At 70.8% G+C, this 21,777-nt stretch carries 19 protein-coding genes and 2 tRNA genes; 18 read left to right on the top strand and 3 right to left on the bottom strand.

Features of this window, described 5'->3' with window-relative positions; genetic code table 11:
• Nucleotides 1-57: 57 nt before the first annotated feature.
• Nucleotides 58-2,124, bottom strand: coding sequence for a CDP-glycerol glycerophosphotransferase family protein (locus tag GUY60_RS03655; protein WP_161693660.1), 2,067 nt, complete (start codon nt 2,122-2,124; stop codon nt 58-60).
• Between the two features lie 430 nt (nt 2,125-2,554).
• Between GUY60_RS03655 and proB the strand changes: the two genes are divergently transcribed.
• The 5 genes from proB (at nt 2,555) to GUY60_RS03630 (ending at nt 7,728) form a co-directional block, all read left to right on the top strand.
• Nucleotides 2,555-3,661, top strand: coding sequence for a glutamate 5-kinase (proB, locus tag GUY60_RS03650; RefSeq protein WP_161693658.1), 1,107 nt, complete (start codon nt 2,555-2,557; stop codon nt 3,659-3,661).
• 223 nt (nt 3,662-3,884) lie between these two features.
• Nucleotides 3,885-4,346, top strand: coding sequence for a DUF8830 family protein (locus GUY60_RS03645; RefSeq protein WP_161693656.1), 462 nt, complete (start codon nt 3,885-3,887; stop codon nt 4,344-4,346).
• Nucleotides 4,347-4,543: 197 nt separating this feature from the next.
• A complete protein-coding gene (locus GUY60_RS03640) occupies nt 4,544-5,827 on the top strand; it encodes a glutamate-5-semialdehyde dehydrogenase (protein WP_161693653.1) in 1,284 nt (427 codons plus the stop codon).
• Between the two features lie 75 nt (nt 5,828-5,902).
• Entirely contained in the window at nt 5,903-6,502 is a 600-nt protein-coding gene (locus GUY60_RS03635; RefSeq protein ID WP_161693651.1) for an SCO2584 family spore wall biosynthesis protein, read from the top strand.
• A gap of 122 nt (nt 6,503-6,624) precedes the next feature.
• The gene (locus GUY60_RS03630) at nt 6,625-7,728 is read left to right on the top strand and encodes an SCO2583 family membrane protein (RefSeq protein ID WP_161693649.1); all 1,104 of its coding nucleotides are present in this window, start codon (nt 6,625-6,627) and stop codon (nt 7,726-7,728) included.
• Nucleotides 7,729-7,834: 106 nt separating this feature from the next.
• On the opposite strand, the gene GUY60_RS03625 is transcribed toward GUY60_RS03630, so the two are convergent.
• On the bottom strand, nt 7,835-8,992 hold the full coding sequence (locus GUY60_RS03625) for a M48 family metallopeptidase (RefSeq protein WP_161693647.1): 1,158 nt from the start codon (nt 8,990-8,992) through the stop codon (nt 7,835-7,837).
• A gap of 143 nt (nt 8,993-9,135) precedes the next feature.
• Between GUY60_RS03625 and GUY60_RS38180 the strand changes: the two genes are divergently transcribed.
• The 9 genes from GUY60_RS38180 (at nt 9,136) to GUY60_RS03590 (ending at nt 14,189) form a co-directional block, all read left to right on the top strand.
• On the top strand, nt 9,136-9,309 hold the full coding sequence (locus GUY60_RS38180; RefSeq protein ID WP_187369922.1) for a hypothetical protein: 174 nt from the start codon (nt 9,136-9,138) through the stop codon (nt 9,307-9,309).
• Between the two features lie 84 nt (nt 9,310-9,393).
• A complete protein-coding gene (locus GUY60_RS38175) occupies nt 9,394-9,558 on the top strand; it encodes a hypothetical protein (RefSeq protein ID WP_187369921.1) in 165 nt (54 codons plus the stop codon).
• 54 nt (nt 9,559-9,612) lie between these two features.
• Nucleotides 9,613-10,239, top strand: a complete 627-nt coding sequence (gene nadD, locus GUY60_RS03620) for a nicotinate-nucleotide adenylyltransferase (protein ID WP_161693645.1) — start codon at nt 9,613-9,615, stop codon at nt 10,237-10,239.
• A 16-nt stretch (nt 10,240-10,255) separates the two neighbouring features.
• Nucleotides 10,256-12,094 carry an LCP family protein gene (locus GUY60_RS03615; protein ID WP_161693644.1) on the top strand — a complete coding sequence of 613 codons (1,839 nt, stop codon included), beginning with the start codon at nt 10,256-10,258 and terminating at the stop codon, nt 12,092-12,094.
• Nucleotides 12,095-12,247: 153 nt separating this feature from the next.
• A complete protein-coding gene (rsfS, locus tag GUY60_RS03610) occupies nt 12,248-12,685 on the top strand; it encodes a ribosome silencing factor (RefSeq protein ID WP_161693641.1) in 438 nt (145 codons plus the stop codon).
• On the top strand, nt 12,682-13,353 hold the full coding sequence (locus GUY60_RS03605) for a histidine phosphatase family protein (protein ID WP_312866170.1): 672 nt from the start codon (nt 12,682-12,684) through the stop codon (nt 13,351-13,353). The genes rsfS and GUY60_RS03605 overlap by 4 nt, the downstream gene beginning before the upstream one ends.
• Nucleotides 13,354-13,447: 94 nt before the next feature.
• Nucleotides 13,448-13,520, top strand: a tRNA-Ala gene (locus tag GUY60_RS03600).
• A gap of 198 nt (nt 13,521-13,718) precedes the next feature.
• The gene (locus tag GUY60_RS03595; RefSeq protein WP_161693639.1) at nt 13,719-13,952 is read left to right on the top strand and encodes a hypothetical protein; all 234 of its coding nucleotides are present in this window, start codon (nt 13,719-13,721) and stop codon (nt 13,950-13,952) included.
• Between the two features lie 3 nt (nt 13,953-13,955).
• Nucleotides 13,956-14,189, top strand: coding sequence for a hypothetical protein (locus GUY60_RS03590; RefSeq protein ID WP_161693637.1), 234 nt, complete (start codon nt 13,956-13,958; stop codon nt 14,187-14,189).
• Here GUY60_RS03590 and GUY60_RS03585 read toward each other — a convergent pair.
• Nucleotides 14,168-15,418 (bottom strand): glycosyltransferase 87 family protein, encoded by a 1,251-nt coding sequence (locus tag GUY60_RS03585; protein WP_246234241.1) that lies wholly within the window; start codon nt 15,416-15,418, stop codon nt 14,168-14,170. The two genes, GUY60_RS03590 and GUY60_RS03585, sit on opposite strands and share 22 nt — an antisense overlap.
• A gap of 251 nt (nt 15,419-15,669) precedes the next feature.
• Between GUY60_RS03585 and GUY60_RS03580 the strand changes: the two genes are divergently transcribed.
• The 4 genes from GUY60_RS03580 to GUY60_RS03565 all read left to right on the top strand — a co-directional run bounded on the left by GUY60_RS03580 (nt 15,670) and on the right by GUY60_RS03565 (nt 21,244).
• A tRNA-Ala gene (locus GUY60_RS03580) sits at nt 15,670-15,742 on the top strand.
• 450 nt (nt 15,743-16,192) lie between these two features.
• Nucleotides 16,193-19,078: a leucine--tRNA ligase gene (gene leuS / locus GUY60_RS03575; RefSeq protein ID WP_161693633.1), complete on the top strand. Its 2,886-nt coding sequence runs from the start codon at nt 16,193-16,195 to the stop codon at nt 19,076-19,078.
• 179 nt (nt 19,079-19,257) lie between these two features.
• Nucleotides 19,258-20,238 carry a hypothetical protein gene (locus GUY60_RS40040; RefSeq protein ID WP_446696994.1) on the top strand — a complete coding sequence of 327 codons (981 nt, stop codon included), beginning with the start codon at nt 19,258-19,260 and terminating at the stop codon, nt 20,236-20,238.
• A 160-nt stretch (nt 20,239-20,398) separates the two neighbouring features.
• Entirely contained in the window at nt 20,399-21,244 is an 846-nt protein-coding gene (locus GUY60_RS03565; RefSeq protein ID WP_161693631.1) for a DegV family protein, read from the top strand.
• The last annotated feature ends 533 nt before the right edge of the window (nt 21,245-21,777 follow it).

Below are 21,777 nucleotides of genomic sequence, written 5' to 3'. Positions count from 1 at the left end.
CAAGAGGGCGGCCCCCCGGAGAGTTCCGGGGGGCCGCCCTCTTCGTGTCGCCGTGGGTCAGGCCGAGACCTCTTCGGCGTCGGCCTCTTCCTCCGTGGCCACATCTCCCGTGCGCTGGGCCGGGATCTCCGAGACCAGACGGGCCTCGGTGCGGGCGCGGCGGGCGTCCGCCTGCTCGCACAGGGCGCGGATCGCGGCGTTGAAGCGGTCGATGGAGGGCGGGTCCGACGGGCCGAGGAGGTGCTCCTTCAGCTCGGCGCGGGAGCCCGCGTACGGGTCGTCCTCGGGGTGGCGCACCGCTTCCATGAGCGCGGGTACGCCGTCCGCCTCGGGGCTGAGGATCGTGGCCGCGCGCACCGTCGGGAACCCGGCACGGAACTCGGCCTCGGCCATGCCCGAGGTGTTGGCCACCGCGTACGGCTTCTCGCTGCTCAGCCAGTCCGAGACCACCGAGGAGACATCGCTGATCAGCAGGTCGGCCTGGTTGAAGCAGGAGAAGATCGCCGGGCGGGCGGTGGTGATGATCTGGTGCTCCCACTCGGGGAACGAGCTCCAGTACGCCGTCTCCCAGGCCGCGGTGGCCGCGGCGACGGCCGCCTCACGGTCCTCGGAGGGCGCGCTCTGCAGCATCATCCGCTCCTGCTCGTCGGCTCCGGTACGGAACGACGTGGAGGTCAGGGCGTCCAACTCGGCGATGCGCAGGGCGAGTTCCTGCTCGGCCTCGGGGCCGGGGCGGGCGCCGGAGCGGCCGGTGTTGGCCTCGCGGATCATCGCCTTGATGCGATCGTTGGCGACGCCCGCGCGCGGGTCCTGGGAACCGGTCATCGGGTGCGGCTTGTAGAGCAGCCGGACCTTGGGGTCGGCGAGCAGCTCGCGCACGATGTTCTCGCCGGCCAGGACGACCGAGGTGTTGCCGGGGTTGCCGTCCCAGCCCTCCCAGGTGGGGGCGTAGAGGACGGTGGTGAACTCGCCGGTCGGGGCGCCCGTGTACGGGCGGATCGGGGAGAGCTGCGGGCGGCCGACCTCCACGACGTCCTTGTCGTCGACGCCGATGTCGGCCATCTGGTACCGGTCGCGGGCGGCGGGTCCTGCGACCCAGACCTCGTCGTACGCCTTGGCGTACGGGTTGCAGGAGGAGAGCTTGTCGCTCTCGCCGTGGTTGATGAACGCGTGCTTCAGCGTGGGGATGCGCAGGACCTGCGAGGTCTTCGCGGCGTTGGCCGGGTGCAGCATCATCTTCAGCGTCGAGTTCTCCAGGGCGAACATGTTCGCGACCTTGGGGACGCACAGGATCGGCACGTCGGTGGCGTCGATCTTCTGCACCATGAACCGCTCACGCAGCACGATCAGCGGCTTGCCGTCGACCTTGGCGAGGGTGGAGAGCCACATGTTCGCCTGGTAGGCGGAGGTGGTGCCGCCGGAGAAGTACATGGCGACGGTCGGCTTGTACTCGTCCAGCCACTCCGCCAGCCACTCCATGACCTTGGCGTCGTGCGCGGCGCGCTTCCTCGGCAGGATCCAGGTGGCCAGGTACGCGGTGCCGCCGCCCATCAGGGCGAGCGAGACGCCGACGCCGACGGCGCCCGCGAAGACGGTCTTGGTGATCGCCGAGACCAGCAGGCCGACTGTCGCGGGGGCCGAGAAGACAAGGAGGCGGTGGGCCTGGCGGCGGGCCAGGATGCGCGGCGGAGCGGCGGTGAGGTGCAGCGCCGACGCGTCGATGTTCCGCGTGACGATCGGGAGTTGGCGGCTGCGCCGGACCAGTACGGCGAGGGCCTGGCAGACGAAGTGCGCCAGGTAGAAGGCGAGCAGCGCGATGGTGAGCGGCGCCTGCTCGTTCAGCGGGTTGATGCCGGGCAGGCGGAGCAGGCCGACCACGATCAGCATGTCGCGCAGCAGCTGCCGCACGGTCACGTCGAAGCGGATCTTGCCGAGCAGGGCGAGCAGGCCCGGCTTCTTGTACTGCAGGTACGTGTCGAGGGCCAGACCGCCGGCTCCGGCGATGATGAAGACGGGCAGGTTCGGCAGCAGAGCGCTGGCGAGCTGCGCCGTGAAGAGCGCGAACATCGTGAAAAGCGTGAGTAGCTGCACGATGCGGCGGGGGGCGAGTCCGGCGGAGGGCACGGGCTGGGCTCCTGGCAGTTCGGATGGGGGGAAGCGGTGAGTTCGGCCCCGGCAACGACCTCGTGGGGGAAGGCCGTGGGGAAGGCTGACCCCTGACCGTATGACCATCGGCGCTGCCTGGGCAATCTTCCGTGACAACTATCACCGGATACCGGGGCAAAGCGACTGAACTCCAGTGGGGAGCCCGCCGTCCGTCGCGCGGGCGGGCTCACGGCACCCTCGCCGGGGCGCTGGCCGCGGCCGCTGGCCAGGGTCGCTGACCACAGCCGCTGACCACGGGGCGGAATGCGGCGGCGGTGCCCGAGGCCTCTCACGTACATTGCGGGCGAGTGGATCGTTACCGGTCGTGGTCAGTGGTTCGGCACTGGTCGTAGAACGTCGCCGGTCGGGCAGCAGGGGATCGCAGGTGTCAGGCGTAGCAAGGAAGAGCGTGGCCGAGGCCCGTCGCATCGTGGTGAAGGTGGGCTCCTCGTCGCTCACCACCGCCTCGGGCGGCCTGGACGCGGACCGGGTGGACGCCCTCGTGGACGTCCTCGCGAAGGTGCGCAGTGGAGGGGAGAAGGAGATAGTCCTCGTCTCCTCCGGCGCCATCGCCGCCGGGCTCGCCCCACTTGGCCTGCGCCGCCGCCCACGCGACCTGGCCCGGCAGCAGGCCGCCGCCAGCGTCGGCCAGGGCCTGCTCGTCGCCCGCTACACCGCCTCCCTCGCGCGCTACGGCGTCCGCGTCGGGCAGGTGCTGCTCACCAGCGACGACATGGCCCGCCGCGCCCACCACCGCAACGCCTCCCGCACCCTCGACCAGCTCCTCGCCATGGGCGCGCTGCCCGTGGTCAACGAGAACGACACGGTCGCCACCGACGAGATCCGCTTCGGCGACAACGACCGGCTCGCCGCCCTCGTCGCCCACCTGGTCCGCGCCGACCTGCTCGTGCTGCTCTCGGACGTGGACGGCCTGTACGACGGGGACCCGGCCAAGCCCGGCAGTGCGCGGATCGAGGAGGTACGCGGGCCCGAGGACATCGCGCATGTGCAGATCGGCAGCGCGGGCAAGGCGGGCGTCGGCACCGGGGGCATGGTCACCAAGGTCGAGGCTGCCCGGATCGCCGCCGCGGCCGGTATCCCCGTCGTCCTCACCTCCGCGGTGCACGCGGCGGACGCGCTCGCCGGGCGGGACACCGGCACCCACTTCCACAGCACCGGACGGCGCTCCGCGGACCGGCTGCTCTGGCTGCAGCACGCCTCCACGCCGCAGGGCGCGCTGACCCTGGACGAGGGGGCGGTACGGGCGGTCACCGAGCGGCGCACCTCGCTGCTGCCCGCCGGGATCAAGGCGGTCGAGGGCGAGTTCAGCGCGGGCGATCCGGTGGAGCTGCGCGACCCGGAGGGCCGGACGGTCGCCCGCGGCCTCGTGAACTTCGACGCCAAGGAGATCCCGCAGCTGATCGGCCGCTCCACCCGCGAGCTCGCCAAGGAGCTGGGTCCCGCGTACGAGCGGGAGGTCGTGCACCGGGACGACCTGGTGCTGCTGCACGACTGAGTGTCTCGTAAGGCTCGTGCGGCAGGCTCGTACGGCCGGTGCGTGACCTGCGCAGGGTTGACGCCGTCGTCGCAGCTCGGGCCGGGGGGCGGCCGAAACGGGCCGCCCTGGGCGGGGGACCTTCCGCGAAACGCCCACGCGGAGCGCCAAGGGCTGGTCAACTTTGTTGCGGGGCACAGGTGCGGACAGGTCCGCACGAAGAAGGCAGAGCGGGAGGCCGCCGGTGAGACGAGCGCGCCCTGGGGCGTCGTCACGAAGTGGGGAGCGGGCCCTGACGAGCGTCAGGACGGGCGACGGCCCGGCGGAGCCGGACGAGCGGACCGGCCGGGAGAAGGCCGCCGACGAGCCACGCCTGTGGCACGTGACGCTGAGCGTCTCGGGCCCCGCGACCCCGCTCCCGGACATCAGACGAGGCCTCGAACAGCTCGCCCACGACCACCCCTTCCTGCTGACCAGTCGGTACGCGAACGACCACGCCGAGATCCGGTACTGGGAAGAGGCCCGCGACCTGCACGACGCCGCCGCGGTCGCGCTGCGGCTCTGGGGCGAGCATCGGCAGAGCGCCCAGCTGCCACCGTGGGAGATCGTCGGCCTCGAGGTGATCGACCGCGACACGTACCACCAGCGCATCGCGGACGGGTACGGGCCACCACCGGCGGCGCCTGTGGGGGTGCACCCCTTCTGAGGGGCTGTTTCCGGCCGTCCTGGGGGTGGGATGCGGGTGCGTTCCCGGTGCGTTCCCGGTGCGTTCTCGGTGCGTTCCCGGTACGTGAGGGGCGTGGGGGAGCGGGTCCGGTGTGCGCCCGGTCGCGCGTCTCGTCGTACGTCTCGGAGTGCGGAACAGCGGCTGGACGCGCCGGGCGCCCCGGCTACGCTGCGGGCATGACCTCGCTCTCCCCGTACGCCGACATGTCCCCGGTCGCCCAGGCCGCCTACCGCGCCCGCGCCGCGGCCGCCGACATCGCTCCGCTGCCACGGGCCGCCAAGGACGACGCGCTGCTCGCCATCGCGGACGCCCTGGAAGTGCGGACCAAGGAGATCGTCGAGGCCAACGCCGAGGACATCGCCAAGGCGCGCGAGGCCGGTACCAGCGAGTCCATCGTCGACCGCCTCACCCTCACCCCGGAGCGCGTCCGGGCCATCGCCGCCGACGTACGCGACGTGGTGGCGCTGCCCGACCCGGTCGGCGAGGTGGTGCGCGGCTCGACCCTGCCCAACGGCATCGACCTGCGCCAGGTCCGCGTCCCGCTCGGCGTCGTCGGCATCATCTACGAGGCCCGGCCCAACGTCACGGTGGACGCCGCCGCCCTCTGCCTCAAGTCCGGCAACGCGGTCCTGCTGCGCGGCTCGTCCTCCGCGTACCACTCCAACAACGCGCTCGTCCGCGTCCTGCGCGACGCCGTCGGCGGTGCGGGTCTGCCGGCCGACGCGGTGCAGCTCGTACCGGGTGAATCCCGTGACTCCGTACGGGAGTTGATGCGCGCCCGCGGCCTCGTCGACGTGCTGATCCCGCGCGGCGGCGCCTCCCTGATCCGTACCGTGGTCGAGGAGTCCACGGTCCCGGTGATCGAGACCGGCACCGGCAACTGCCATGTGTACGTGGACGCCGAGGCCGACCTCGACATGGCCGTCGACATCCTCATCAACTCCAAGGCCCAGCGCCCCAGCGTGTGCAACGCCGCCGAGACGCTCCTCGTCCACCAGGACATCGCCGAAGCGTTCCTGCCGCGCGCCCTCGACGCCCTCGCGGAGGCCGGCGTGACCGTGCACGCCGACGAGCGGGTGCAGGAGTACGCGGAGAAGTCCCAGGCCACGGTGGTCGCGGCGACGCCCGAGGACTGGGAGACCGAGTACCTCTCGTACGACATCGCGGCCGCCGTCGTCGACTCCCTCGACAAGGCCGTCGAGCACATCCGGCTCTGGACCTCCGGGCACACCGAGGCCATCGTCACCACCTCGCAGCAGGCCGCCCGCCGCTTCACCCAGCTCGTCGACTCCACGACGGTCGCGGTGAACGCCTCGACCCGGTTCACCGACGGCGGCCAGTTCGGCTTCGGCGCCGAGATCGGCATCTCCACCCAGAAGCTGCACGCCCGCGGCCCGATGGGCCTGCCGGAGCTGACCTCGACGAAGTACATCGTGACCGGCGACGGCCACATCCGCTGAGCCGGACGTGTCCGCGTAGCGGGTGAATTCCGTTACGCACTGCCCAAATTGACCCCCCAGGTCTACTCTGGACCCGTGCCGGAGGACGTGGGGGGCACGCCGTCCGCGGACGGCCGGGAGCCCGACGACGACCGCGACCGCGGGGGTGCGGACGAAGAGTTCGCCTCCGTGGTCTTCGACGAGGACTTCGTACGCTCCGCCGAGTTCCACGAGCCCAGCGCCGTGGAGCGCCTGCTCGCCGCGGCCGAGGCCCGCGCGGAGGCCGAGCACCGCCGCGCCCGCGCCCGCCGCCGCGACGACCGCACCTCCGGCTCCGCCCGCGACCCGCAGGGGTCCGACCCGTACGGCGCCGCCTGCCCGCACGACCGGTACGACCGTGAGGCGTACGGCGACGACGGCACTGGCGACACCTGCCCGGCCTGTGTCGCGGAGCTCATGGAGGACCGGGCCGGGCGCCGCCCGCGCGGCCGCTGGCACCGGCCCGTCGCCTGGCTGCTCGCCATCGTGATGGGCATCGGCATGGTCGCGCTCGCCTTCACGGCGGTCTACCGCGGCTCCTCGCCCGACCGCCAGGACCCGGTGCCGCCGCCCGCCACCACCGGCGTGGACCGTGGCGCCTCGGCGTCGACCGATCACTCCGAGCCACCGGTCCCGGCGCAGACACGCACCCCCTGAGAGCGGCCGGGCGTACGGACACGGGTCAACTGCCGTGCGCCGCCCGCAAGTTCTGTCCCGTCGGCGGAAGTTGACCCGTACCAGCGCGTTTACCCGAGGCTCCGCCGACCTACCCTGAAGGTATGGCCGGGCCTGGAGAGCCACCTGAGGGCACACCCGAAGGCACCCCCGAAGGCGTCCCCGGTGGAGGCGAGGAAGAGTACCGATCCGTCGTCTTCGACGAATCGTTCGTCCGCGCTGCCCGCCTCCAGGAGTCCTCGGCGAGCGAGCGCCTCGGCGAGCAGCACGCACCGGCCGTGCGCCGCCGCCCGGCGACCTCCGCCGCGGCCGCGGCCACCAGAGCCCTCTCCCGGCAGGCCCTGATCCTCGTCCTGCTGATCGTCATGGCCTTCGGCACCGCGATCTACATGGGCGTGCGGGCGCCCGAGGGGCAGCCGCCGCTGCGCTCGGCCGAGCCCCTGCGGATGACCGTCGTGCCGCTCGCGCCGACCGGACCCGTGCCCGGTGCGCGGCAGGCCGCCGATCTGTTCGCCCGCAGCCCCGCCGCGCAGTTCAAGTCCGGGGCCGCGGGCATCGCCCTGCCCGCCGTGCGCCGCACCGCGCACTTCGCGGACAGCCAGGTCATGACCGCCTTGACCACCGCCAAGGAATACCTCGTCGAGTCCTCCCTCGACCCGGCCGTGCTCACCGGCAACGAAGTGCGACCGGTGCGGATCCTGCTCGACCCGGCGCAGTTCAAGCAGTTCGACCAGAGCTTCGTCCGGCCCGCCGCCGACGGACGGCACGCCGCCACCGGCTGGCTCGTCCGCCTCGACCCGGCGCGCACGGCGCTCGCCGACAGCGGCATCCGCGTCCACGGCACCCTGCACGCCACCGAGGTCAACTCCGAGACGCTGGAGGTCACTTCGGACCACACCTTCGTCTACGCGCTGCGCCCGGCAGGCCCCGACGGCGGGCAGGCCTCGCTCCTCACCGTCCGACGCGAACTGCACTTCCGCTTCGACCGCGAGGACCTGCAACGCCATCGCGCCGAACTGCTCGCCTCGTACGTCCAGGCCGGTCCGCTCTCCTGCGGCACCGACTCGGCGGAACGGCTGCGGCCGCTGCACGCCGGGCAGAGCGCGAAGACGGGCGGGCCCGCGGGCACCGATCCGTACGAGACCGGCGACGTGACGGCGCTGTGCGGCTCCCTCGCCCCGTCCGCACAGCCGTCACCGCGGGCTTAGCGCGGCGGGTGTGCGGTGGGCGCTCCGTGTGGGCTCTCTGCGTGGGCTGTCCGTGCGGGGTCTCCGTGGGCTGCCCGTGCGCTGTCGTGCGCTCGTCCGTACCGGCTCAGCGCGGGCCGTCGTTTCTGCCGCTCTCGTCGGTGCCGTCGCCTTCGTCGCTCGCGTCACGGCCTTCGGTGCCGCTGCTGCTCTCGGTGCCGGTGCCGGTGCCGGTGCCGGTGGCGCTTCCGCTTCCGGTGGCCGTTCCCGTGAACTTGTCGCGCAGCTTGCCGCCGAGGTCGCCCGCGCCGCCCGCGATGTCGGAGACCAGCTTCATCAGCGGGTCCTTGGAACCGCGCACATCGCTGGCGTAGCTGGACGCCGACTGGCGGAAGGAGTCGGAGACCGAAGTCTCCTTGTCCTCCTCGCGCTTGGGGTAGTGACCGTCCATGATCCGCTGGTAGTCGCGGGACTCGGACCACTTCTTGAGCTCGGCCGCCCGCACCGTGGTGAAGGGGTGCGAACGCGGCAGTACGTTCAGGATCTTGAGGACCGAGTCGCGCAGGTCGCCACCCGCTTCGTACTCCTCGGCCTGCTCCAGGAACGCGTCCACGTTCATCTCGTGCAGGTGGTTGCCGCCCGCGATCTTCATCAGGCCGCGCATCGACGCCTGCAGGTCCTGGCCGACGAGCAGGCCCGCGCGGTCGGCGGAGAGCTCCGACTTGCGGAACCACTCGCGCAGCGCCGTCACGATCGCCATGATCGCGACGTTCCCCAGCGGGATCCACGCCACCTTCATGGCGAGGTTGGTGAGGAACAGCAGGATCGTGCGGTACACCGCGTGCCCCGACAGGGCGTGCCCCGCCTCGTGGCCGACGACGGCGCGCATCTCCTCCTCGTCGAGCAGCTCCACCAGGCCCGTGGTGACCACGATGATCGGCTCGTCCAGGCCGATGCACATCGCGTTCGGCTTCGGGTCCTGCGTGACGTACATCGGCGGGACCTTCTCCAGGTCCAGGATGTAACAGGCGTCGCGCAGCATCGTGTTGAGGTGCGCGAACTGGGCGTCGCTCACCCGCACCGAGTCCGACAGGAAAAGCAGACGCAGGCTCCGCTCCGGCAGCAGACCGCTGAGCGCCTTGAAGACGGTGTCGAAGCCGCTGAGCCGACGCAGGGCCACCAGCGCCGAGCGGTCCGCCGGGTGTTCGTACGCCCGTGAGGAGATTCCCGGGAAGCGCCGGCGCTGCCGGCCCGGGAGGTTCTCGTGTCCGGAGTTCTCGGTCATGTGGCCCCCTATGTCTGCGGCTGGTCCCGCCTCCGAAGAACGTCCAGCCTATGCGTTTCGGTTCCGCCGCAGCGGGGTCACATCGATCCACTTTCCGGACGCGGGCTACGGTGGCCGGGCAGCACACCAAAGGAGTACGCGTCATGGAGCACGCCCACACAGCCCTGCTGGCCGCAGCCGAGCTCGCCGCGAAGGAACAGGGGCCCGGCAACGTCCTGCGGATCGTCCTGGCCGTCGCCCTCGTCGGCTCCGCGCTGCTGGCCTGGCTGCTCCTTCGCGGCTACCGCCGGGACGCCGACGACGACACCGATGCCTGAGTCGGCGTGAGGGCCCGTGAGGCGCCCGCATACGATGTGCCAGAAGTCTCGAGCCCGCTCCCACCCGGATAGGTCCTGCCGACGATGAGCCTCCACAGCACCGCAGCCCAGCTGGTCACCCTCGCCGCCGAGGGCGGCGAGCACGTAGACGAGCACGCGAGCATCAGCCCCTACCTCACCGGCGGTGGCGCCTTCGTGGTGCTGCTGCTGCTCCTCTGGATCACCACGCGCTTCAACCGGGACCGCTGAGCCGGACACCGCCGCCGACGGGGCCACAGGTCCGGGCCGGTAGGGTCTGCACGCATGGGAGAGCAGGACATGCCTACCGGCCCCGAGATCACGGGCAAGCGCCGCCTGGGCGTCATGGGCGGAACGTTTGACCCGATCCATCACGGGCACTTGGTGGCCGCCAGCGAGGTGGCCGCCCAGTTCCACCTGGACGAGGTCGTCTTCGTACCGACCGGGCAGCCCTGGCAGAAGAGTCACAAGACGGTCTCCCCGGCCGAGGACCGGTACCTCATGACGGTCATCGCGACCGCGGAGAACCCGCAGTTCTCGGTCAGCCGCATCGACATCGACCGCGCCGGGCGGACGTACACGATCGACACGCTGCGCGATCTGCGGTCGCTCAACCCCGACACGGATCTGTTCTTCATCACCGGGGCCGACGCCCTCGGCCAGATCCTCACCTGGCGGGACGCGGAGGAGCTGTTCTCCCTCGCGCACTTCATCGGCTGCACCCGGCCTGGCCACACACTGACGGACGCCGGCCTTCCGGAAGGCGGCGTCTCGCTGGTCGAGGTGCCCGCCCTCGCGATCTCCTCGACGGACTGCCGTGCGAGGGTCGCCAAGGGCGACCCCGTCTGGTATTTGGTGCCGGACGGCGTGGTGCGCTACATCGACAAGCGCGAGCTGTACCGCGGCGAGTGAGCCGAGAGGGGCACCGGTGAACGACCGACAGTACGACCCTTACGACCCGTATGCCGGCCAGTACGAGATCGTCGGCTACGACGAGTTCGGGCAGCCGGTGTACCAGCAGGTCGCGCAGCAGGCGCAGCAGCCGGCCCAGCCGCCCCGGAGCTACGACCCGTACGCCCAGCAGCCCCAACAGCCTCAACAACCCCAGCAGCCCCAGGGGTACGGCTACGACCCGTACGCCGCCGGCTCGGACACCGGCCGCCAGCAGCCGGTCCAGGACTACGGCCAGCAGTACGCCGAGCCCTCCGCGCCCGACCCGTACGGGAACTCCGGGTACGACAACTCCGGCTATGGCGGCGCGGGTTACGACAATGCCGCGTACGACACCGGGTACGACCCCTACGGGCAGGCCGCGGGAAGGGCGCCGCAGCAGCGCGTCGACGAGCAGACCGCGTGGGTGCCGCAGCAACAGCACGCCGAACCCCCGCAGCAGCAACAGCAGCAACAGCAGCAACAGCAGCCACAGCAGCAACAGCAGCAACAGCGCCGCCCCGAGCCGCCGCCGCAGCGCCAGGAGCCCCCGAGGCAGGCGCCGCCGAGGCAGCGCGGCGACGAGGAGTACCGCACCGAACAGTTCCAGTTCGTCGAGGACCCGGACGAGGAGTCCGAAGACGTCATCGACTGGCTGAAGTTCACCGAGTCACGCACAGAGCGCCGCGAGGAGGCCAAACGCCGCGGCCGCAACCGCGTGGTCGCCCTGGTCGTCGTCCTCGCCCTCGCTCTGACCGGCGGCGTCGGCTACCTCTGGTACGCGGGCAAGCTGCCGGGGCTCTCCGGCTCCGAGGAGGGCGGCGCCGCGGCGAGCGGCCCGCAGAAGCGCGACGTGATCGTGCTGCACCTGCACAACACCAAGAAGCGCGGCACCTCCACGGCCCTGCTCGTCGACAACACCACCACAGGGCAGGGCACCACGGTGCTGCTGCCCAACTCGCTCGCCGTGACGGACGAGGACGGCGCCGCCACCACCCTGGGCAAGTCCGTCGACGAGGACGGCGCGGGCGGCACCCGTGAGTCCGTCGACTCGCTCCTCGGCACCACCATCGAGGGCACCTGGCGCCTCGACACCCCGTACCTGAACAACCTCGTCGAACTCGTCGGCAACATCGAGATCGACACCGACGCCGACGTACCCGACCCGGAGGCGAAGAAGAAGGGCGAGGCGCCGCTCGTCAAGAAGGGCGAGAAGCAGACCCTGAGCGGCCCGATGGCCGTCGCCTACGCCACCTACCGCGCGCCCGGCGAGCCGGAGACGTCCCAGCTGAAGCGGTTCGGCGCCGTCATGCAGGGCGTGCTGCGGAAGCTGTCCAGCGACCCCGACGCCGCCACCACCACCGTCAAGACGCTCGCCCAGATCCTCGACCCGTCACTCAAGGAGAACGATCTGGGCGCCTCGCTGGCGAAGCTGGCGGAGCACGCCAAGAACGGTGACTACAGGACGTCGGTGCTCCCGGTGCAGCAGGACGGCACACTCACCGACCAGGCCACCGAATCCATGGTCAAGGACGTGCTCGGCGGCAAGGTCAAGAGTCCCGACCAGGGCGACGCCGTACGCATCAGCGTCTCCGGCGCCCGACAGGCCGTGCAGAACGCGCGCGTGGATCTGGTCAACGGCGGCTGGGCAGTGGTCCAGGGCAACGCCACCGGCGCCACCGTGTCGCAGGTCACGTACGCCGACGCTGCCCAGAAGGCCCAGGCGGTCGAGGTCGCGAAGACCCTCGACCTGCCCGGCACCGCCGTCAAGAAGGGCAAGGTCGCCGCGAACGCCGACGTCGGCGTGATCCTCGGCACGGACTACAGGGCGGGCTGAACGGGCCCTTCCGCCGCCCTCCCTTACCAGCGGAACGCCCCGGGGCCCGGCAGCACACGCGCGTGCTGCCGGGCCCCGGGTAATCGTGTGGGGTGCTGTCGGCGGTCCGTGAGACCCTTGAGGGGTACTGATCCGCCTAAAGAAAGCCTCGTAGTGACCGCGACGGACCGCTCCACCGAGCTCATCAACGTTGCCGCGCAGGCGGCCGCCGACAAGCTCGCGCACGACATCATCGCCTACGACGTCAGCGACGTCCTTGCCATCACGGACGCCTTCCTGCTGGCCTCCGCGCCCAACGACCGCCAGGTCAAGTCGATCGTCGACGCGATCGAGGAGCGCCTCAACAAGGAGCTCGGCGCCAAGCCGGTGCGCCGCGAAGGCGACCGCGAGGCCCGCTGGGTCCTCCTCGACTACGTGGACATCGTGGTGCACGTCCAGCACAGCGAGGAGCGCGTTTTCTACGCCCTCGAGCGCCTGTGGAAGGACTGCCCCGAGCTCGACCTGCCCGCCGACGCCAAGGCCACCCGTGGCAAGGGCGCCCAGCACGCCGAGGAGCAGGGGGCTGACGCCGCGGCCGGGGACATGCTGTGAGTTCGCAGCGTTCGTTCCTGAACGCGTCCGGTGGCCGTGGCCGTCGCGTCATCCTGTGGCGGCACGGCCAGACGGCGTGGAACCTGGAGCGCCGCTTCCAGGGCAGCACGGACATCGAGCTGACCGACGAGGGCGTCGCACAGGCCCGCCGTGCCGCCCGGCTGCTCGCCTCCCTGAAGCCGGACGCGATCGTCGCGTCCGACCTCAAGCGCGCCGCCGCCACGGCCGCCGAGCTGGCCTCCCTGACCGCCCTCGACATCACGCACGACGAGGGCCTGCGGGAGACCTACGCCGGCCACTGGCAGGGCCTCACGCACGACGAGATCATCGCGCAGTACGGCGAGCAGTACGCCGCGTGGAAGCGCGGCGAGCCGGTGCGCAGGGGCGGCGGTGAGCTGGAGACCGAGGTGGCCGAGCGGGCCGCTCCGGTCGTCCTGGGGCACGCGGACAAGCTGCCCGACGGCGGCACTCTCGTCGTGGTCAGCCACGGCGGCACCATCCGCACCACCATCGGCCGGCTCCTCGGCCTGGAGTCCCACCACTGGGAGAGCCTCGGCGGCCTGTCCAACTGCTGTTGGTCGGTGCTCGGTGAGGGCGCCCGCGGCTGGCGGCTGCTCGAGCACAACGCCGGCACGCTGCCCGAGCCGGTCCTCGGCGACGACGACTGAGCGGGCAGTCCGCGACCATGGACCCGGATTTCACTTTCCGGCAGGTCGCAGGCTAAAGTTCTTCTTGTTCGCCCGCCGAGCGGGAAGAACGCAAGGGGCTATAGCTCAGTTGGTAGAGCGCCTGCATGGCATGCAGGAGGTCAGGAGTTCAATTCTCCTTAGCTCCACAGTTACCGGATCCCGTCCCCTCCAGGGGGCGGGATTTCGTGTTGTCCGGGCCAAGTCTCCCGTGGTGCCGTACCTGACGCCGTGTCCGGACCGGTACGCGCGCGTCGCTGCCCCATCTGGCGGACCGTGGCAGAATCGGGCGGGCCGGCAGGGGGTGCACACCCGGCGAAGGGCGCCCGACGGGAGGGAGAACCGCGATGCCTGCGAGCATCCTCGAGGAGGTCAACGACCTGCTCGACGTGGCCGAGGCGCAGGGCTACGACTGGTTGCCGGAGTACGCGCTCCGCTTCACCTGCCCCCCGTGCGAATGCCCCGAGGTCGCCGCCTTCCTCAACTGCCCGTCCTGCGGTTCCGCACATGTCGCCCAAGTGCTCGGTGACAACGGCGGGATCTCCTACGTGTGCACGGCCTGCGGCCACAGCTGGAGCTGATCGATGGGTGCACACAGGCGTAAGTGCGACTGGTGCGGCAGTGGTACGCCCATCGTCCGCGACATGGAACCGGTCAACTCCGCTTACCAGTACTGGTGTGAGGAATGCGCGCGGGCGCTGATCATAAAAGGCGACCCCATCGAGACGTACCGCGAACTCGAGGGTGAGCCGATCTACGGCAGGCTCCTGGACGAGCACTGCACCCTCAAGCGCTTCTACTCGTTCGCGACGGCCTGAGAGCGCTGCGGCCCGATCGGGGCGCTCTGTTGGGCCCTGAGGAGCCGTCGCGCGGCCAGGGCGAGGAACGCCAGGCCGGCCAGTGTGTAACCCGCCGAGAGCAGGAACTGCCAGGCGTTCTGGTCGAGTTCGGGACGTACGGTCGCGCTTGTGCCGGCGTGCGGCACCCACCAGAGGGCGAACGAGAAGAACAGCACCCCTGTGCCGATCGCCGCCGCCCGCAGCCGCCCGCTGCCCGTGCGGCGCGCCTCCGCCCCGAGCAGGATCAGCAGCGGCACCACCCACACCCAGTGGTGCGACCACGAGATCGGGCTGACCAGAAGCGCGGTCACGGCACACGACACCACCGCCCAGGCGGCACGCGCGCGTAGCAGCGAGAACACCGCGACAGTGAGACCGGCCACGGCGACCAGGGCGGCGACGATCGCGTAGGTGATGCCGGGGTCGGGGGTGTGGAGGAGCCGCGCGAGCACTCCGCGCAGCGACTGGTTGGCGGTGTCCTCGGCCTGCCCCGGGCGGCTCGCGGCGAAGACCATCTCCGTCCAGAACCGCTTCGAGTCGTACGGCAGGATCAGCCAGGACGCCGCGGTGACCAGCAGGAACGTGCCGGTGGCGACCGTTGCCTGACGTAGCCAGGGGTTCCACCAGGACGCGCAGGACCGCGCGAGGCGCACCGCCTGCACGAGACCCGCGAGGGCCAGCATGACGGCGAACAGTGCCGGTGTGAGCTTGACCGCTGTGGCGACGCCGATGCCGATACCGGCCCAGCGGTTGCCGGGTCGGCGGGTCAGGTCCCAGAGCACGAGCAGCGCGAGCAGCAGGTTGATCTGGCCGTACCGCAGCGTCGTCCACACCGGCTCGCACCACACCAGGAGCGCGGCCACCCACAGCGCCACCATGAGGCGCCGGGACCGCCGTTCCACGCCGACCAGGCGCAGGCACAGGTACACGACGCCGAGGACCAGCGCCAGGTTGAAGCCGGTCGCGAAGGTCCGCATCTCCGGTACGCCGAGCAGCGTCAGCGGTGTGAACAGCAGGGCCGCGAACGGCGGGTACGTGGTGGGGAGTTGGGCGACGGTGGCCTTCATCGCGTAGAGGTCTCCGCCGTTGCGTACGGTCCAGCCCTCGGCGCGGTAGACCATGACGTCCAGGAGCGTGACCCCGGCGAGGCGCTGGGCGACCCAGAAGGCGCTGAACGACGCCAGGCAGACGAGCGCGGCGATCACCAGGGAACGCCGCTCGGGGCCTGTGCGGTCGCCCGAGTCGCCTGAGGTGCGGGTTTCCGCTTCGTGTCCGCCGCGGTTCTTCCCGTGCCGTAAGTCGGTCGTCGTGGCGGCTGGTCCCTGAGTGGTCACGCGTGCCGAGAGTACCCGCCCGGGCATCGTCGCCGGTGGGGCGCACAAACGATTTGGTGGACGGGCGGGGTGCCCGCTAATGTTGTCGATGTCGCCGCGGGGAAAACCCGGGCGGCACACCGCAAGGGGCTATAGCTCAGTTGGTAGAGCGCCTGCATGGCATGCAGGAGGTCAGGAGTTCAATTCTCCTTAGCTCCACAGTTGTTGGAGAGCGGGTCGTCCGAATCGGACGACCCGCTTTCTTTGTGTATCCGCATGTATCCGCTTCTGCGCTCGCCGCTGTGTCGAAAAACGACGCACGCGCGTGTGCTTCTGTTTCAACTCCGCCTGCCGTCCTGGGCCTTGTGCGCGCGAGCGCGGAGACAGTGGAGCCGCGGAGCGGGCCGCGCCGTCGTGAGCCCGCGTGGATGGTGCCCACGTCCCGGAATCTCGGTGCGGCCCCCTGGGGCCCTGCGGTACCCTGGCGCCATGCGAGCCGTACGCCTTCTGCTTAGCGAGCCGCGCTGATCAGTACCGACCACTGGTGCCTTCCACGGAAGGCGGTCGGAATCGGCGCGGCAGTCCCCTCCTGTGTGAGGGGATTTTTCATTTCGGTTGTACGCCACAGCCGAATCGCCGGCAGAGACGATCGATGGAGCCTTAAGGATCATGAGCGAGACGAATTCGGCTGCCGAAGTGGCAGCGCCGCACCGCTACACGGCCGCCGTGGCGGCTGACATCGAGGCACGCTGGCAGGATTTCTGGGACGCGAACGGCACCTATGAGGCGCCGAACCCGAGCGGCGACCTGGCCGGCGACCCGGCTGTCGCGGCCCGGCCGAAGAAGTTCATCATGGACATGTTCCCGTACCCCTCCGGTGCGGGCCTGCACGTCGGCCACCCGCTGGGGTACATCGCCACCGACGTCTTCGCCCGCTTCCAGCGCATGACCGGGCACAACGTCCTGCACACCCTGGGCTTCGATGCGTTCGGCCTGCCCGCCGAGCAGTACGCCGTGCAGACGGGCACCCACCCGCGCGCCTCCACCGAGGCCAACATGGTCAACATGAAGGCGCAGCTGCGCAGCCTGGGCCTGGGGCACGACAAGCGCCGTTCCTTCGCGACGATCGACCCGGACTACTACAAGTGGACCCAGTGGATCTTCCTGCAGATCTTCAACTCCTGGTACGACGAGGACGCGAAGAAGGCCCGTCCGATCGCTGAGCTGGTCGCCCAGTTCGAGAGCGGCGAGCGTGCCGTACCGGCCGACGAAACCGGCACCACGCGCGCGTGGACCGCGCTGACCCCGGCCGAGCGCGCCGAGGTCCTGGGCGACTACCGCCTGGCGTACGCCTCCGACGCCCCCGTCAACTGGTGCCCGGGGCTGGGCACCGTACTGGCGAACGAGGAGGTCACCGCCGACGGTCGCTCCGAGCGCGGCAACTTCCCCGTGTTCAAGTCCAAGCTGCGCCAGTGGAACATGCGCATCACGGCCTACGCGGACCGGCTGATCGACGACCTGGACGGCCTGGACTGGCCCGATGCGATCAAGCTGCAGCAGCGCAACTGGATCGGCCGCTCCGAGGGCGCCCGTGTCGACTTCCCGGTCGGCACCGAAGGCGACGCCATCACGGTCTTCACCACCCGCCAGGACACCCTGTTCGGCGCGACCTACATGGTCCTGGCGCCCGAGCACGAGCTGGTCGACAAGATCGTCCCGGCCGCCTGGCCGGAGGGCACGCACGAGGTGTGGACCGGTGGGCACGCCTCGCCGGCCGAGGCGGTCGCCAAGTACCGGGCCTTCGCCGCCTCCAAGTCCGACGTCGAGCGGCAGGCCGACGCCAAGGAGAAGACCGGCGTCTTCACCGGCGCGTTCGCGACCAACCCGGTCAACGGCGAGCAGGTCCCCGTCTTCATCGGCGACTACGTCCTGATGGGGTACGGCACCGGCGCGATCATGGCCGTCCCGGCGGGCGACCAGCGCGACTTCGCGTTCGCGCGAGCCTTTGAGCTGCCGATCCACTGTGTGGTCGAGCCGACCGACGGCCGTGGCACCGACACCTCGACGTGGGACGACGCCTTCGGCGCGTACGACGCGAAGCTGATCAACTCCGCCAACGACGAGATCTCCCTGGACGGCCTGGGCGTCGTCGAGGCCAAGGCGAAGATCACCGACTGGATGGCCGCACAGGGCATCGGCGAGGGCACCGTCAACTTCCGGCTGCGCGACTGGCTGTTCAGCCGCCAGCGCTACTGGGGCGAGCCCTTCCCGATCGTCTACGACGAGGACGGCGTCGCGCACTCGCTGCCCGAGTCGATGCTGCCCCTGGAGCTGCCCGAGGTCGAGGACTACTCGCCGCGCACCTTCGACCCGGACGACGCGGACACGTCCCCGGAGACGCCGCTGTCGCGCAACGAGGACTGGGTCAACGTCACCCTGGACCTGGGCGACGGCCCCAAGCGGTACCGCCGCGAGACCAACACCATGCCCAACTGGGCCGGTTCGTGCTGGTACGAGCTGCGCTACCTGGACCCGCACAACAGCGAGAAGCTGGTCGACCCGGCCATCGAGCAGTACTGGATGGGCCCGCGCGAGGGGCAGCCGACCGGTGGCGTCGACCTGTACGTCGGCGGCGCCGAGCACGCCGTGCTGCACCTGCTGTACGCGCGTTTCTGGTCCAAGGTGCTGTTCGACCTGGGGCACATCTCGTCGGCCGAGCCGTTCCACAAGCTGTACAACCAGGGCATGATCCAGGCGTACGTCTACCGGGACAGCCGTGGCTTCCCGGTGCCGGCCGCCGAGGTCGAGGAGCGCGACGGCCAGTACTTCTTCGAGGGCGAGCCGGTCAAGCGCGAGCTGGGCAAGATGGGCAAGTCCCTGAAGAACGCCGTCACTCCGGACGAGATCTGCGCCGAGTACGGCGCGGACACCCTGCGCCTGTACGAGATGGCGATGGGCCCCCTGGACGTGTCCCGGCCGTGGGACACGCGCGCGGTGGTGGGCCAGTTCCGGCTGCTGCAGCGGCTGTGGAGGAACGTCGTCGACGAGGCGTCCGGCGCCGTCACGGTGACGGACGCCGAACCGGACGACGCCACGCTGCGCGCCCTGCACAAGGCGATCGACGGGGTCAGCCAGGACCTGGAAGGCATGCGGTTCAACACCGCCATCGCCAAGATCACCGAGCTGAACAACCACCTGACGAAGTCAGGTGGCGCGGTGTCGCGTTCCGTGGCCGAGCGCCTGGTCCTGCTGATCGCGCCGCTGGCCCCGCACGTCGGCGAGGAGCTGTGGCGCAAGCTGGGCCACACGTCGTCCGTCGTCCACGCGGACTTCCCGGTCGCCGACCCGGCGTACGTCGTCGACGAGGCCGTGACCTGCGTCGTGCAGATCAAGGGCAAGGTCAAGGCGCGCCTGGAGGTCTCCCCGTCGATCTCGGACGAGGAGCTGGAGAAGGTGGCCCTGGCCGACGAGAAGGTCGTCGCCGCGCTGGACGGTGCCGGTATCCGCAAGGTGATCGTGCGGGCGCCGAAGCTGGTGAACATCGTTCCGGCGTGAGGCGTCGTTCCTCCCCGTGATGTTCGGTTCCGCCCCGGTGGGGTGGGTGCCGGAGGTCGCGTCGGAGGCCTCGCAGGGATGTCCCCTACGGGCAGGTTGGGGGTTCGAAGGAACCCTCGGCCTGCCCGTGTGCGTTTACCGTTGAAGAGACCGCCGTTTCGACCTCCCGGAGGCCCGCCATGGGTGAAGTGATCGCCGTACTGGCGGTGCTTTTCGTGCTGTTTGTGGTGCTGGGGGTGTTCGTCACGGTCAAGGTCGCGAAGGCAGCGGCACGCGGTGTGGACCGCACCATCGAGCAGGCCCGCCGTACGGTCGAGGACACCACCCTCAAGGCGAAGACGTTCACCCAGCCGGGAGCGGCGGGCGAGCTCGCCCGGCTGCGCGTACAGCTGCGTTCGACGATGAAGGCCACCCAGGACGCCCTCGGCGCGGGTGCCGTGGAGGACGCCTCGCTCCAGGAGTCGCTGCGCCTCTTCGAGCGCCTGACCGCGCATGGCCATGAGCTCGACGGTGAGCTGAAGCGACTGGAGCGCGACCCGGACAAGACCCGCCTCGGTCAGCGCCTGCCCGACCTCAAGGAGCGCACGGACCAGATCGTCCATGCGGCGGACTCCCTGCGCTGGGCGGCGCACGACCGCGCCCGCAACTTCGCCGAGGACGACCTGGCCGAGCTCGGCCGCCAGATCGACATGGAGTCGGGAGCACTGCGGCACTGGACGCCTGCAGAGTCGACGCCTGCCGAATCGATGCCTGCTGAGTCGAGGCCCGCTGAGCCGACGCGCGCCGAGTCGAGGTCCGCTGAGCCGACGCGCGCCGAGCCGAGGTCCGCTGAGCCGACGCGTGAGGAGAGCGGCACGGAGGACGGGGCCGGGCGGGGCAGATCCGCTGACACCTCCGGGTCCGCCGACACCGTTGTGTCCACCGGCACTTCGAGCACGGCTGCGCCCGCCACGCCCTCGTGGCCCGAGCCGACGCTGATCGACGGGCCGGCGGCGCCCACCGAGCAGACGTGGCCCGAAGCCCCCGCGGACCGCGACAGGCCGGAGGCGCGGAAGCGCGCGGAATCCGGGCCCGAGGCGATCGAACCGAGCAAGCCGCTGCCCACGTATCCGTGGCAGAAAAGCGTGCAGCGGGACGCCAAGCCGGAGAGTGCTACGTGAGCTGAGCCGGCCTTGACGCGGTTTAGGGCCGGGCGGTCTGAGCAGGGTTCCCGTGGGTTCGGCGGGCGCCCCGTGCAGGCCGTCGACCATGCCGTACTGCCGCTCCGCCCCGCTGGCCCCGGGCTGCCGCGCCCGGGTCCTGGAAGGTAATCTCCAGCTCATGTCCCGCCATGTCGCGATCGTCACGGATTCCACGGCCTACCTGCCGCAACGGGCGATGGAGCAGCACGGCATCACCGCGGTTCCGCTCACTGTGGTCCTGGGCGATCAGGCACTGGAGGAGGGCACCGAGATCTCGGCCCGCTCACTCGCGACCGCGTTGCAGAAGCGCCGCCCGGTGACCACGTCACGGCCGAGCCCCGAGCTTTTCGCGGAGACCTACCGCAGGGTCGCGGAAGCTGGCGCCACGGCCATCGTCTCGCTGCACCTTTCGGCCGAGTTCTCCGGGACGTACGACGCCGCTGTGCTGGCCGCCGCGGATGCTCCGGTTCCGGTGCGGGTGGTGGACACCGGCATGGTCGCGATGGCCCTCGGGTTCTGCGCCCTGTCCGCCGCGGAGACCGCCGAGGCCGGCGGCACGGTGGACGAGGCCGTGGCCGCCGCGGAGAAGCGGGCGGCTTCCACTTCCGCGTACTTCTACGTGGACACCCTGGACTATCTGCGCCGTGGCGGCCGTATCGGAGCCGCGCAGGCGTTGCTCGGGTCGGCCCTCGCGGTGAAGCCGCTGCTCGAACTGGTCGGCGGGCGCATCGAGTTGCTGGAGAAGGTACGCACGGCGTCCAAGGCCATCGCACGGCTCGAGGAGATCGTGGCCGAGCGGGCCGGTGCGAGCGCGGTGGACATCGCGGTGCACCACTTGGCGGCTCAGGACCGGGCGGACGCACTTGCCGACCGGCTCAGGGAACGGGTGCCTGGCCTGGTCGAGTTGCACGTCAGCGAGGTGGGCGCGGTGATCGGGGCGCACACCGGGCCTGGGCTGCTCGGGGCGGTTGTCTCGCCTCGGTAGGGGCGGGTGCCTGTGCGTCCACGTCGAAGATCCACGTTTGCTGTGGTGTGGGTGGTGCGTGGCGTGTGTGGTGGGTGCGGCGCGTGTCGTGCGTTGCGGTGTGGGGTGGCTTGTGTGACTCGTGTGGGTGACGGAGTTATCCACAACTCCCTGGTTCTCCACAGGAATTGACCAAGATCAGCAAGCTTGCTCGGGGCTGCCTAGCGTCGCAGGCATGACTCCTCGATCTCCTCGCTCTCCTCGTGCGTCTCGTCCTTCCGGTTCACCGCGATCCGCCGTCGTCGCCGCCACCAGCGGTCCTGGGCGCGGCCCGGCGTCGGACGGCCGGATGCGGCATCGCCCAGCTGTGGGTCGCGTCCGGGTGCCCTATCGAACGACCGGGGTGCGTGGGGGTGTTCGGCACCGGCGGGCCTCGGCGGAGCATGTCCGGATGCGGGCACAGGCGCTGTTCGACCCGGGCGGTACGCAGGAGAGGCAGCAGGCGCAGCGGTCGGTGCCGTCGTGGGGGCGGGCCGGGGATGACGACACTCTGG

Source organism: Streptomyces boluensis (assembly GCF_009908195.1).
Classification (GTDB): Bacteria; Actinomycetota; Actinomycetes; order Streptomycetales; family Streptomycetaceae; genus Streptomyces; species Streptomyces boluensis.
The sequence above is the reverse complement of the archived record's forward strand: the minus strand, read 5'-3'. Positions and strand labels throughout refer to the sequence as shown.